General features: G+C 68.6%; 12 protein-coding genes. 8 read left to right on the plus strand and 4 right to left on the minus strand.

Annotated elements, in window-relative coordinates; translation table 11 throughout:
- Nucleotides 1-9 precede the first annotated feature (9 nt).
- Together GS4_RS26305 and GS4_RS03325 are read right to left on the minus strand one after the other, a co-directional pair.
- Nucleotides 10-984: a PDR/VanB family oxidoreductase gene (locus GS4_RS26305; protein WP_281169197.1), complete on the minus strand. Its 975-nt coding sequence runs from the start codon at nt 982-984 to the stop codon at nt 10-12.
- A 168-nt stretch (nt 985-1,152) separates the two neighbouring features.
- Entirely contained in the window at nt 1,153-1,794 is a 642-nt protein-coding gene (locus tag GS4_RS03325) for a class I SAM-dependent methyltransferase (protein WP_007617505.1), read from the minus strand.
- A 303-nt stretch (nt 1,795-2,097) separates the two neighbouring features.
- Between GS4_RS03325 and GS4_RS03330 the strand changes: the two genes are divergently transcribed.
- Both GS4_RS03330 and dinB read left to right on the plus strand, forming a co-directional pair.
- The gene (locus GS4_RS03330) at nt 2,098-2,526 is read left to right on the plus strand and encodes a DUF5994 family protein (RefSeq protein ID WP_007617507.1); all 429 of its coding nucleotides are present in this window, start codon (nt 2,098-2,100) and stop codon (nt 2,524-2,526) included.
- Between the two features lie 60 nt (nt 2,527-2,586).
- On the plus strand, nt 2,587-3,795 hold the full coding sequence (gene dinB, locus GS4_RS03335; protein WP_007617508.1) for a DNA polymerase IV: 1,209 nt from the start codon (nt 2,587-2,589) through the stop codon (nt 3,793-3,795).
- Nucleotides 3,796-3,799: 4 nt separating this feature from the next.
- On the opposite strand, the gene GS4_RS03340 is transcribed toward dinB, so the two are convergent.
- A complete protein-coding gene (locus GS4_RS03340; protein WP_007617511.1) occupies nt 3,800-5,110 on the minus strand; it encodes a ClC family H(+)/Cl(-) exchange transporter in 1,311 nt (436 codons plus the stop codon).
- Between the two features lie 173 nt (nt 5,111-5,283).
- On the opposite strand from GS4_RS03340, the gene GS4_RS03345 reads away from it, so the two are divergent.
- From GS4_RS03345 to GS4_RS03365, 5 genes are all read left to right on the plus strand, one after another.
- Complete coding sequence (locus GS4_RS03345; RefSeq protein ID WP_007617513.1) at nt 5,284-6,780, plus strand: CitMHS family transporter; 1,497 nt, start codon at nt 5,284-5,286, stop codon at nt 6,778-6,780.
- Nucleotides 6,781-6,843: 63 nt separating this feature from the next.
- Entirely contained in the window at nt 6,844-8,559 is a 1,716-nt protein-coding gene (locus GS4_RS03350; RefSeq protein WP_040509393.1) for an ATP-binding protein, read from the plus strand.
- Nucleotides 8,549-9,214 (plus strand): response regulator, encoded by a 666-nt coding sequence (locus GS4_RS03355; RefSeq protein ID WP_007617517.1) that lies wholly within the window; start codon nt 8,549-8,551, stop codon nt 9,212-9,214. The genes GS4_RS03350 and GS4_RS03355 overlap by 11 nt, the downstream gene beginning before the upstream one ends.
- Nucleotides 9,215-9,483: 269 nt before the next feature.
- Entirely contained in the window at nt 9,484-10,785 is a 1,302-nt protein-coding gene (locus GS4_RS03360) for a TrpB-like pyridoxal phosphate-dependent enzyme (RefSeq protein WP_007617518.1), read from the plus strand.
- Between the two features lie 274 nt (nt 10,786-11,059).
- Complete coding sequence (locus GS4_RS03365) at nt 11,060-11,788, plus strand: DUF429 domain-containing protein (protein ID WP_007617519.1); 729 nt, start codon at nt 11,060-11,062, stop codon at nt 11,786-11,788.
- A 9-nt stretch (nt 11,789-11,797) separates the two neighbouring features.
- Here GS4_RS03365 and GS4_RS03370 read toward each other — a convergent pair whose 3' ends face one another.
- Entirely contained in the window at nt 11,798-12,370 is a 573-nt protein-coding gene (locus GS4_RS03370; RefSeq protein ID WP_007617520.1) for a GNAT family N-acetyltransferase, read from the minus strand.
- A gap of 624 nt (nt 12,371-12,994) precedes the next feature.
- Here GS4_RS03370 and GS4_RS24700 point away from each other — a divergent pair.
- On the plus strand, nt 12,995-13,576 hold the full coding sequence (locus tag GS4_RS24700; protein ID WP_007617521.1) for a TetR/AcrR family transcriptional regulator: 582 nt from the start codon (nt 12,995-12,997) through the stop codon (nt 13,574-13,576).
- Nucleotides 13,577-13,675: the final 99 nt, after the last annotated feature.

Below are 13,675 nucleotides of genomic sequence, written 5' to 3' on the forward strand. Positions count from 1 at the left end.
TGCCCACTTTCAGAGGTCGAGACGGAGTTCTGCGGATACAGCACGTGAGATGCACGGGATGATGACGTCGTCGCGCGACTTCTCGTCGTCGGTGAGGACGGTGTCGCGGTGGTCTGCCGCGCCCGCGAGGAGCCCGACCTCGCAGGTGCCGCAGATGCCCGATCGGCAGGACGACATCACGTCGATGCCGTTGTCCTCCAGCGCCTCCAGGAGTGTCGATGCCGCATCGACGACGATGCGCTCGCCGGTGCTGTCGATGACCGCGGTGAACGACTGCGCGGTCGAGTCCTGGGCTGGGTCGGGTGGCGTGAAGCGCTCCACGTGCAGGGTGACGCTGAGCTCGGCCGCAGCCTCGACGGCTTCGCGGACCATGCGGTCAGGTCCGCAGACGTACACCGCCGCGCCGTCGATAGCGTCGGACATGATGGCCCGCAACGGCAGTCGCATCCCTTCGGCGCCCACATACACGTCGGTCCGGCCGGTGTGCCCGGCGTCGAGGGCCTCGATCAGACCGGCCGACGACCGGTGGCGCACCGCGTGATGGAGCTCCCAGTCGGCGCCGTCGGCCTGGAGTCGTTGCGCCATCGGCAGAACCGCGGTGATGCCGATCCCGCCCGCGATGAGGACCGTTCGCGTCGAGGTGCGCAGCGGGAAGCTGTTGCGAACCGCGAGGACGTCCAGGGTGTCACCGACCCGGAGATCGGCATTCAGATAGCGGGATCCGCCCCGACTCCCGGGGCCCTGGTCGAGGATCGCGATGCGATAGGAGTCCCCGGCCGACTCCGGCCCGCACAACGAGTACTGACGGATCAGCCCGTTCGGGAGGCGCAGCTCGACGTGCGCGCCCGGTTCCCATCCGGGGAGCGGGAGGCCGTCCACCGACCCGAGCGTGAGCGACACGACGCCGGGAACGATCTCGCCGACGTCGGTGACGGCGAGCGTGAGAACTGCTGTGGCTGAATCGGTCGCGAGCGTATCGGACACGTAATACCCCATGTGACTTGAACTGCTGTTCGTCATGACTATGACGTGGGTTACAGCAGAAGTCAACACTGACGTAGAAAACCTGACATCTGCGTTCGAAGCGACGACATGGAGAAGCCGGGTGTGTCCGGAATCGACACACCCGGCTACGTCAGCGAGGTAAAACCGTCAGGTGCGGCGGGCCCGGAGCACCACGTCGTGGGTGTGGTGGCCGCCGCCGGCGGCGATGCCTCGTTCCCGGGTCTCGTCGACGACGACCTCCCAGTCGTCGCCGAGTGTGGCCCGGAAGTCGGCGGGCCACGCGTAGGCGTCAGGATCGAAGCCGTGTGCCCGGACGCCCTCCGGCGCGTGCGCGACCACGAGCAATGTGCCGCCGGGCCCGACGGCGCCGACGAGTCGGCCGACCAGGGCGGCGTGCTCGCGTGGGATGGGAAAGTAGTGCAGCGTGACCAGGCCGAAGTCGATGCCTGGGATGTCGTCGACGGTGAGATCTGCCTGTAGCCAAGAGATCTCGGGGCGTGGGTCGATCTCCCGCGCGCGGTCGATCGCCACCTGCGAGATGTCGACGGCGGTGACCTGCCAACCGTGGTCGGCGAGCCAGCGGGAGTCGGCGCCCTCGCCACTTCCGACCTCCAGCGCGGTTCCGGGGGAGAGGTCGGCGATCTCGGCCATCAGTGCGGGATTTACGTTGGCGGTCCACAGTCGGTCGGCGTTGCTGTAGCGCTCGTCCCACGCGGCAGCCGAGTGGTCGGGGTCGTGGGTGACAGGAGCTGGGGAGTCGGGGGAGTCGGTCGGTGATTCTGGCGCCATGACCCGAGAGTGGCACGACTTCTGAGGAGTACGGCTGTCCGTTGCCGACTCGGCAAGAATTGCTCGGCGGACTCCGGTACGAACCGGGCGCGGCCTTCCGGGCTCCCGATGTGGCCGGTACGGTGGGCGTAGGACCGGCACTCATGGCTCGCGCACTCGCGGTTGCAGCTTGACGGTTTCTTCCACGGCGTGCACGCGGGGCGTCGAGTCAGGATGACAAGTGTCAGCCGATGATGATGGATCTGCCTCCAGATCAGAAATGAACGCGTACAACGCTTGTCGCCCGTCGGTCGGCGGCCGTCGATGAAACCGGTGTTGGGGCCCACCCGGCTGCGGATCGGAGCCGATCTGACCGTGCCGGTGGCAGGCGCGTGGTTCCCGTACACCTCGAAGCTGTCCGACGAGCTCTCGGTTCTGTCCCTCGCGGTCCGGCCGATGCTCGGGGACATCGCGTCCATCGAGGTGACGTGGCGCAACTTTGCGCGGATCGCCGGGTTCGACTCCGAGAACACGGTCGACGAGCTTCCGCTGATGACCTTCGCGACCGCTGGGTCGTCGGTCACGCTGCTGGTGATCCCGCCGCGCACGGCATCGTCACTCGCGGCGACTCTGCTCCGGCTGGCCGGCGATCAGGTGATCATCGACGGCCACTTGCACTCGCTCGAACAGCGTCGGGCGGCTCGGATTCTCGAGCGCGCGACGGCTCAGCGTCAGCGGGCCGTCGCCGGCTGAGCCGTCTTCTGGTCCGGCGCCCGCTGGTGCTTGTCGGCAGCCGATGCGAACATATGTTCTATGCGCATCGAGCGGCGGGAGCGATCGGAGGCGAGCATCCTGCACGCCGACCTCGACTCTTTCTATGCGTCGGTCGAGCAGCGCGACAACCCAGGCCTGCGGGGCCGACCGGTGATCGTCGGCGGCGGAGTGGTGCTCGCGGCGAGCTACGAGGCAAAGGCCTTCGGCGTTCGCACGCCGATGCCCGGGCGAGAGGCGCGGGCGCTGTGTCCGCGCGCGATCGTCGTCCGGCCGCGGTTCGACGCCTACATGGAGGCGAGCAAGGCGGTCTTCGACGTGTTCCGGGACACGACGCCGGTGGTGGAGGGCATCTCGGTCGACGAGGCCTTCCTCGACGTCGGTGGTCTCGGTCGGCTCGTCGGATCGCCGGTCTCGATCGCAGCGACGCTGCGTGAACGAGTGCGGTCGGAGGTCGGTCTGCCGATCACCGTCGGAGTCGCCCGCAGCAAGTTCCTCGCCAAGGTCGCGAGTGCCGTCGGCAAGCCCGACGGACTGCTGGAGGTGCCGCCCGACGGCGAGCTCGGGTTCCTGCATCCGCTCCCGGTAACACGCCTGTGGGGGGTCGGCGCCATCACCGCGGCCAAACTCGGCGATGCCGGCATCACGACGGTCGGCGACCTGGCCGACTTCGGCGAGCATGCGCTCTGCGGCCTGCTCGGACCGGGCTCGGGCCGCCACCTCTACGCGTTGTCGATGGCCCGCGATCCGAGGCGGGTGGAGACCGGCAAGCGCCGGAGTTCGATCGGATCCCAACGTGCCCTGGGACGTCGGCCCAAGGCCGACGCCGACCTCGAGGCGACGGTGACCGCCATCGTAGAACGTCTGGGCAAACGCCTCCGAGCCGCGGACCGGGTGTGCCGCACCGTGATCCTGCGACTGCGGTTCGACGACTTCTCCCGAGCGACCCGATCGCGATCGCTGATGGAGGCGACCGACCGCACCGACGTCATCATGTCCACCGCGCGGGGGCTGCTCGCCGACGCACTGCCCATGCTGCATGACCGTGGATGCACGCTGATCGGACTCTCGCTCACCAACCTCGACGATCACGACAGCGTCCAGCTCACCCTGCCCTTCGAGGTCGACCACCGGCCTCAGCTCGACACCGCGATGGACGGCCTGCGCGATCGTTTCGGCATCGACGCCGTGACCCGGGCGGTCCTGGTGAACCGCACTCACGGCGCGGACGCGCCGATGCTTCCCGACTAGTGGCCTACGGAAGGGCGGTCGGGGGACGCGGACCGGCGAGCATCCGGTCGCGCAGCGAGTCGTAGATGGGCGGCGACCCCGCGAGGTGGGCGATGAGTACCGCGATCGCGGTGGCCGCCAGCATCGGGACCGCGAGCGTCGTCGTCGCGGTCATCTCCATCACAATCACCACACCCGTGATCGGTGCACGGACGACGGCACCGAACAGCGCGGCCATCCCGACGATCGCCAGCGCGATCCGCAGCGAGGGATGGTCGCCGGGGACCACGAGCTCGGTGACACCGCTGCAGAGCACACCCCACAACGCGCCGAGGGCCAACAGCGGCGCGAACAGTCCACCGGGTGCGGCCGTCGCATAGGACATCGGCCCGGCGACGAATCGGATGACGAGCAGTGCCGCGATCATCGGCAGCGCACCCCCGCCGTCGAGGATTCGTTGCGACAACGTGTCGCCGCCACCCGCGGTGAGCGGATCGATGGCGAGCAAGGCGCCCACGAAGGCTCCGATCAGTGCAGCCTTTGTCACCGGGGACACGTTTCTCATGAAGTCGACCGCGTCCAATGCACCGAGGATCGTGCGGTTGTAGAGCACGCCGACCACGCCGGTCAGTACGCCGAACACCACGAAGACGGGCAGCAGTTCCAGCGACGGCGGATCGATCGGGCCGACCAGGAAGTCCGGCCGGTCTCCGACCACCAGTCGGGAACATCCGACGCCGACCGCCACCGCCACGAGGGTCGGCACCACCGCGCGCAACCGGACGGTCTTCATCACCTCTTCCAGGACGAAGAGCGCGCCACCGATCGGTGCGTTGAAGGCGACTGCGAGACCTGCCCCGCCGACCGAGGTCTGGAGGAGCCTGACGTCGGTGTCGTCGAGCCGGGCGCGGTGACCCGTCGTCGCGCCGATGGCCGCACCCATGTGCACCGTCGGCCCCTCGCGTCCCAGGATCAGGCCCGACCCGATGGCAAGCAGACCGCCGACGAACTTGGCGGGGAGGATGCGCAGCGCCGGCGGCTGTGCCTCGCCATGGTCGACGGCCTCGACGTGCTGGATGCCGCTGCCCGCCGACAGCGGGACGAGGCGGACGATCGCCGCGGCCGCTGCTGCACCGCCCGCGGTGACCGCGATCGGTATCAGCCAGCCGGGTCCGGGTAGATCGTGCACCCAACCGAGCATCTCCACTCGCCAGCGGTCGAGGTGGCCCAGACACCAGCGGAACGCACCGCCCACGAAGCCGATCCCGGCCCCGGCGACCACCGCCAACACGCACAACCTGACCAGTCCGGCTGTCGTGTCCTCGGCATCGGCCACATCGATGAAAGTACCGCGACCTGCAAGTTCCGTACGGCACTTCGACCACGCGAAATGCGCGAAAGACGACTAATGCGCGCAAGCGTGACTGTGACCTGGATTACTTGAACACTTCTCCGGTAACGGCCGACACGGCGCGGCTGCACAGTCCCCGGAGAGAAACGAGTACAACGATGTTGGTAGCGCTCGGGCTGCTGATGGTGGCCACCTTCATGTTCTTGATCATGACCCGACGGGCGACGCCGGTGGTGGCCCTGATCCTGGTGCCGGTCGCCTTCGGCTTGTTCGCCGGTGCCGGACTCGGCATCAGCGACATGGTGGTCGACGGGATCAAGGAACTCGCCCCGACCGCGGCGATGCTGTTCTTCGCGATCATCTTCTTCGGCATCATGATCGATGTCGGACTGTTCGACCCGGTCGTCCGACTGGTGGTGCGGATGGTCGGCAACGACCCGGCCCGACTGGTCGTCGGCACCGCGGTGTTGGCGATGGTGGTGTCCCTCGACGGCGACGGCTCGACCACCTTCATCATCACGACTGCCGCACTGCTGCCGCTCTATCTCAAGCTCGGGGTCAGTCCAGTCGTGCTGACCGTGGCCGCCGGACTCGCGAACGGCACCATGAACATCCTCCCGTGGGGCGGCCCGACGGCTCGTGCGGCCGCGGCGCTGAACGTCGAGACCTCTGATGTCTTCTTGCCGATGCTGCCGTCGCTCGGCATCGGACTGCTCATCGTGCTGGCGTTCTCGTATCACCTCGGCGTGCTGGAGCGTCGACGGATCGGCGCGATCGAGATCCGTGAGTCGGTGCTCTCCGGTGCGCGCGAGAAGATCTCGGTCGGCTCCGGTACGGGTACGGGTACGGGGTCGGGTCCTCGCCGCGGCGGGCGTCGACGTCTCGGCTCGGGCGGTACCGGCGGTGCCGACGATGCACAGTCGACCGGCGATATCCCGGTGTCCCGCGGCGACGACGAGGACGCGCCCGAGAAGGCCACCGAGAAGGACTCGCAGGCCGACAGCTTCACCGGTGTTCTCGACCCGAACCGTCCCACCCTGCGTCCGAAGCTGTTGTGGGTCAACGCCGCACTGACCGTCGCGCTGCTCGCGGTCCTCGGCGCCGACATCGTCTCGATCCCGGTGCTGTTCATGATCGCCGCGGGCATCGCCCTGGTGATCAACTTCCCGAAGGTCAAGGAGCAGCAGGCGGCGATCACCCGACATTCGTCGAGCATCGTGTCCGTGGTCGCGATGGTGATGGCCGCGGCAGTCCTGACCGGGGTGTTCTCCGGTACCGGCATGGTCGAAGCGCTGGCCCAATGGCTGGTGTCGGGAATCCCGGACTGGCTGGGGCCGCATCTGGCCGTCGTGGTCGGCGTCCTCTCGATCCCGTTCACCTTCCTGATGAGCAACGACGCCTTCTACTTCGGTGTGCTCCCGGTGCTCACCGAGACCGCATCCAACTACGGCATCGCCGCCGAGGAGATGGCCCGCGCCTCGATCACCGGCCAGCCGGTCCACATGCAGAGCCCGCTGGTCCCGGCGATCCTGCTGCTGGTCGCACTGGCCGGCGTAGGCCTGGCCGACCACCACAAGAAGGTGCTCTGGCGTGCCACCGTCGTCTCCCTCGCGATGTTGGTGGTGGGTGTCCTGGTCGGCGTGATCCCGTTCTGACCGACCGGACGAGACCGTAAGGTCGGAACGATGTCGGCCGCGAGGTTCCGCAGGGCTGACCGCATGACATTGCGAACGCAGGTACTGCTCCTGCAGCTCGCCGTCATCGCGGTCAGCCTCGCGGTCGGTTTCGGCGTCGTGATCTCCGGCTCCGATGATCGGGTCCGTGAGCAGTACACCGAACGCGCCCTGGCGATCGCGCGGTCGGTCGCTGTCGACGACGAGGTGCGGGCGCAGGTCGCCGACCATCCGGGCACGCGACTCGACGCGGCGGCACTCGCACGGTCACCGCTGCAGGCGCAGGCGAACACGGTTCGGGCGCGCACCGGTGCGCTGTTCGTCGTGATCGGCAACGATGTCGGCCGGCGGCTGGCCCATCCCGAAGCAGATCGGCTGGCGCGCCAGGTCTCCACCGATTCGTCCGCGGTGCTCGCCGGGCGCGAAGACATCGCCATCGAGCGTGGCACCCTCGGCGACTCGGTGCGGGCCAAGGTTCCGGTGCTCGCCGACGACGGACGGGTCGTCGGGTTCGTCAGCGTGGGGGTGTCGATGCAGCGGCTCGCCGCCGACACCCGCCGTGACGTCGTCGCGATGGTGCTGATCGCGCTCGGCGCCCTGGCAGTCGGAGCAGTCGGATCGCTGCTGCTGGCCCGCCGATGGCAGCGACTCACGTTGGGACTGCAGCCCGACGAGCTGGCCGAGCTGGTCCGCGAACAGGGAGCGGTCCTGCACTCGATCGCCGACGGTGTGCTGGCCGTCGACGCGAAAGGGGTTGTGCGCGTGATCAACGCGACCGCCCGTCGACTGCTCGGGATCACCGCGCCGGTGGGGGTGCCGGTCGACGACATCGGGCTGACCGCTCGTGTCGCAGAAGTGGTGCACGAGCCGACCCCAGATCCGCGTGCGGCGACTGTCGGCGATCGTGTGGTGCTGGTCAGTTCCCATCGCGTGCACGCCGACGGTCGGGATCTGGGGATGGTGTTGTCAGTGGTGGACCGCACCGACGTGGAGCGACTCACCCGGGAGGTGGACACCGTGCGGACCATGAGCACCGCGCTTCGTGCCCAACGGCACGAGACTGCGAACCGGCTGCACGTGCTGGGTGGTCTGCTGCGTCACGATCACGTCGACGAGGCGCGCGCCTACCTGGACGAACTGACCGGACGCGGAACGTCGGCCGGGGTCGACGGGCTCGCGAACGTCCGCGAGCCACATCTGCACGCCTTCCTCGACGCCAAGGCGGCCCACGCCCGCGAACGCGGGCTGACCCTGACCGTCGGCGACCAGACCTACGTCGAGGGCATGGTCACCGATCCCGTCGCGGTCACCACGGTGGTCGGGAACCTGGTGGACAACGCATTCGACGCTGCGGCCGAGTCCGACGACTCCGGTCGTCGGGGACGCGTGGACGTCGAGCTGCTGGCCGACGGGTCGACGCTCTGGGTGACCGTCGCCGACTCCGGTCCGGGCATCGCGGCGGTCGATCCCGAGCAGATCTTCGACGAGGGTGTGACGACCAAGGAGGCGGGGTCGGTGCCTGGTGGTCGGGGCATGGGCCTCGCGCTCGCACGACAGATCGCTCGGCGGCTCGGCGGCGAGGTGTCGGTCGCGGACCGTGGTGGGTCGTCGGCCGGTGGGGCCTCCGAGGGTGGGTCGTCGGGTGATGCCGATGGTGCCGCCACCGAGGGACTGACCGGCGCGGTGCTGGTCGCACGCCTCCCCGACGTCCTCGATCCCGGCGATCCGACCGCCGACCCGGAGGTGTTCGATGACCGATGAACTCGGCGTGCTGATCGTCGACGACGACTTCCGGGTGGCCGCGTTGCACGCGGCGATCGTCTCGGCGGTCCGTGGGTTCACGGTGCGGGCCACCGCGGGAACGGTCGCGCAGGCCCGATCGGCGATGAGCGAGCATCCCGACATCGACCTCGCGCTCCTCGACGTCTACCTCCCGGATGGATCCGGCCTGGATCTCGTCGCCGACCTGCCGTGCGACTGCTTCGTCGTCGGTGCGGAAACCGATGCCGACGCCGTGCGGACGGCGATGCGGTCGGGCGCGATGGCCTATCTCATCAAGCCGTTCGACGATGCCGAACTCGCGCGTCGACTGGCCGGTTACGCGCAGTACCGACGCGTGCTCGCGGCGCCGACCGTCGACCAGCACGCCGTCGATGCCGCGCTGTCGGCGTTGCGCTTCGGGACCAGAGCTGCCGATCGAGGTGACACCGGGTCGCCGACAGAACGTCGTATCCTCGACCTCTTCGCCGACGACCGGCCACTCTTCGCCGACGACGTCTCCACCGCACTCGGTGTCTCCCCGCCGACCGCCCGTCGTCACCTCGCCAACCTCGTCGCCGCGGGCCGACTCCGGATGTCGCTGCATTACGGCGGGACCGGCCGACCCCGGCAGGAGTATCGCCGGGCGCCGGACTGATCGCGGCCCATGTGTGGTGCGCCCTCCGGATCGGGCAGCCCTCCGGACCGGGCCAGCCCTCCGGACCGGGCCGAAAATCTGTACGTGGGGGCGTCGCCGTTGACGTTATTACGACGGTCGGGTGCTGGCGTACAGATTTTGTCCGCGGGGCGGGGGCGGCTCGGTCCTTGCCGATGTGCGCCGAGCGGCCCGGAGTCGGCCCCCGGACCTGGACAAATGACCCAGCCGGCGGTGATCGGGCCCAGGGGTCGGTCGCTACAGTGACACCCATGACGCTGCACGCCGACGCCGCCCATCCCGACCTGGTCACCGTCGAGGTGCCGACGCACTGGTACAACCTGGCCGCCGAGCTGGACACCCCGATTCCGCCGCACCTGCACCCGGGGACTAAGGAGCCTGTCGGCCCCGACGATCTCGCTGCTCTCTTCCCGAGCGGCCTGATCGCCCAGGAGGTCTCCACCGAGCCCTACATCGAGATCCCCGAGGCGGTACGCGACATCTACGCCTCGTGGCGGCCCTCGCCGCTGATCCGCGCCCGCCGCTTCGAGCAGGCGCTCAACACCGGTGCGCACATCTACGTCAAGTACGAGGGTGTGAGCCCGGTCGGCAGTCACAAGACCAATTCGGCTGTCGCGCAGGCGTACTACAACAGCGTCGACGGCGTCCGGAAGCTGACGACCGAGACCGGTGCCGGACAGTGGGGCAGTGCGCTGGCCTTCGCCGGCGCGCAGTTCGGCATCGATGTCGAGGTATGGCAGGTCCGAGCGTCCTACGACTCGAAGCCCTACCGCGGCCACCTGATCCGCACGTACGGCGGCACCGTCCATCCGAGCCCGTCCGACCTCACCGAGTCGGGCCGGAAGATGCTCGCCGACAATCCGGACACCACAGGCAGCCTGGGCATGGCGGTCAGTGAGGCCGTCGAGGTCGCCGCCGGTGATCCCGACACCCGGTACGCGCTGGGCAGCGTCCTCAACCATGTCGTCCTGCACCAGAGCGTGATCGGCCAGGAGGCGGTCGCGCAGCTCACGCTCGCCGAGGGCCGCGGCGCCGACGTCGTCTTCGGATGTGCGGGTGGCGGTTCCAACCTGGCCGGCCTGTCGTTCCCGTTCCTGCGCGAGAGGATCCACGGCCGCTCGAACCCGCGGATCGTCGCCGCGGAGCCCGCCGCCTGTCCGTCGATCACGCAGGGTGAGTACCGCTACGATCACGGCGACGTGGCCGGCCTGACGCCGTTGCTCAAGATGCACACGCTCGGAATGGATTTCGTGCCCGACCCGATCCACGCCGGCGGTCTGCGCTACCACGGAATGGCACCGGCGCTGAGCCACACCGTCGAGCTGGGCTTGGTCGAGGGTGTCGCGATCTCCCAGCACGACGCCTTCTCCGCCGGCGTGCAGTTCGCCCGTGCGCAGGGCATCGTCCCCGCCCCGGAATCCACGCACGCCATCGCCGCCGCGGCCGCACATGTCGCCGATGATGCGACCGAGCAGGTCGTCGTCATCGGACTCTCCGGCCACGGCCAGCTCGACCTCCCGGCGTACGCGGAGTTCCTCGACGGCAAGTTCTGAACCCGTTGATCGTGCGCTCCAGATCGTTGATCGTGCGCTCGAAATCGTTGATCGTGCGTCACCTGGTTTCGTGGTGCGGGGGCTGCGCACGATGAACGCACCGGAGTGCACGATGGACGCACGGGAGCGCACGGTCAACGAATCGGAGCGCACGATGGACGGATCCGCGCGCACGGTCAACGAATCGGAGCGCACGATGGACGGCCCGGAGCGCACGATGGACGCACCGGAGCGCACGGTCGACGAATCGGAGCGCACGATCGACGGAGGTGTGATGCGCACGGTCGGAATCGATCTCGCGGCGGCGCCGACCAAGACGGCGATCGCCACGATCGAGTGGGCACCCGGCGCGGCACGTGTCGTCGACGTGACGATGCCGGCCGACGACACCGCGATCGCGCGCGCAGTCGAGGGCGCGGATCGCGTCGGGATCGACGCTCCGTTCGGATGGCCGGAGCACTTCGCCGACTTCCTCGCCGCACATCGTGCAGGGAGGCTCCCGGCAAGCGCAGGTCTCGGCGACATCGACAACCGGCGTCGTCTGGCCTATCGGCGAACCGATCTGCGACTCATGGAGATCGGTGCGGGTCGACCGCTCAGCGTCTCGGCCGACCAGATCGCGCACGTCGCCTTCCGATGCGCCGGCCTGATCGCCGACCTCGGACTGGTCGATCGCGTGGACGGGTTCGCGGTCGAAGCGTATCCCGCAGCGGCCCTGCGCAGATGGGGTCTGCGATCGCGCGGCTACAAGCGTGTGGCAAACGTGGCGCTGCTGACCGCACTCGTCGACGACCTCGAGCGTGTGGCGCCATGGCTGCAATTGGGCGAGTACCGGGAGGTCGTCAGCGCTGTCGACGACGCCTTCGATGCAGTCGTCACCGCACTGATCGCACGAGCTGTCGCACTGGGACTGACGACGCCCCCGAACGCCGACGATCACGCGATCGCCATGCGGGAGGGATGGATTCACGTGCCGGAGGGCACCCTCGCCGATCTGGTCTGACCGCCGCCGTCAGGACAGGTCGAGTCGCATCAGGACGCGGGGGAAGCCCGCGAGCACCGAGTCGGTGGGGGACACCTCACGAAAACCCGCCTTCTCGAAGAGTCCTCGCGTCCCTACATAGGCCATCGTCAGATCGACCTTCTCGTCCTTGTTGTCGACGGGATAGGCCTCGATCACCGGCGCATCGTGCGCCCGCGCGAACTCGACGGCACCGCTCACGAGGTGGTGCGAGATCCCCTTCTTACGATGGCCGGGCCGCACCCGGACGCACCACACCGACCATGCCGGCTGATCGTCGACGATCGGAATCTTGCGGGCCTTCGCAAACGTTGTCTCGCTGCGCGGAGCCACGGCCGCCCAGCCGACCACCTCGTCCCCGTCATAGGCGAGCACGCCCGGCGCGGGTTCGTGGGCACACAACTCTCGCACGTACTCGCCCCGCTCGGGACCGACCAGCGACCTGTTGAGTTTCGACGGGATGCGATAGCTCAGGCACCAACACACGTTGGCGTCGGGCCGCTTGGGGCCGACCATCGTGCGGACATCGGAGAACTCGCTCGCGGGCCTGACCTCGATCGCCATGTATCGAGCCTGCTCCGCCCGGGTCTGCGGCGGCAAGTCGGGATTCGTGAGCGGGTGACGTGTCAGCAATGTGAGACACCCGCGTCCCAAATTGTCGGGCGTGCAGGGTCGTGAACACGGAATACATCGTCGTCAACGAGACACCGACCCTCGAACAGTACAACAGATGTGTCAGCCTGCATCGATACGTGCTGTACAGATGACCCACACCGGTTAGCGTGAGCACGCGGAGTTCATCGCTGCCTAACCCATATCTGTTGTAGTGCAGATTAATTGGGCGGAGCCAATTGGACGCATTCGGCCCGGCGGCCGGGGGTGAGCCCGTGGTGCCCGGTCGGACACTGTGTCGACACGCCAGACACTCAATTGGGGTGGTCGACGGGGCGCCGGCGGCGGTGACCTTCCAGGTTGGGGGGGACGGTCGAACCGCCGTGACACGACTCCGGTCGGAGCGGGACTTCCCCGGTTCACGCTCCGACCGGTGTCGCATGCATGCGCCCAGATCGGCCCAGAACGATCCACGTCCGTGAATCGTCGCCTTACGATGGCGACGTCAGCGGGAGTTGGCGGCGCGCACGGGGGAGCCGCCGATGGCATCCCGGGGAACGGAGGTAGGACGACGCGGTGGGACCACCACGACCACCCGGCCCGACGTGGCGCGGTACCCAGCAGACTGCTGCGCAGCACGCAGCCCATCGCCGAATCCTCGATGCCGCGGCCGAGATCCTGGTCAATCGACGGGTCGACGAGCTGACCATGTCGGCTGTCGCGCGCCGGGCCGGATGTTCGCGCGCCACCCTCTACCGGTACGTCCCCGATCGCGACGCGCTCGTCACCGCGGTGCTGGAGGACAAAGCGGTCGAGGCGCTGTCCGGGAAGTTCGTCGCCGCCACCCGGCCGCGCCCGGCGCCGGGCGATCCGCACGGCGCGACCGTTGCGGCGATGGTCTTCTACATCCGTCTCGCCCGGGCACGCAGGGACCACCGGTTGTGGCCGACCCTGGTCACCGACCACTCGATCGTCTCGTGTGGGGTCCGCTCGACGATGTTCCGGTCCATCGCGGCGTCGTTCAGCGGCTTCGACACCGATGCCGACGAGGTCACCTGGCTCCTTCGGCTGATGTTCTCGGTGCTCGGCAGCCCGGAGCGAGATGCCGAGACCGAGCGCCGCATGTTGGTCGCGCTCACCGCCGGGCTCTTCCGCTGAGCCGCCGCTTCCGATGCCGGTCATGGCAGGATCGGCACATGGAGGGCGGGCGCGGTGAGGGTGGATCGGTCCGATCCGTCTCAGGGGTAACCCCTGGGT

The sequence above is a fragment of the Gordonia soli NBRC 108243 genome (assembly GCF_000334455.1).
Taxonomy (GTDB): domain Bacteria; phylum Actinomycetota; class Actinomycetes; order Mycobacteriales; family Mycobacteriaceae; genus Gordonia; species Gordonia soli.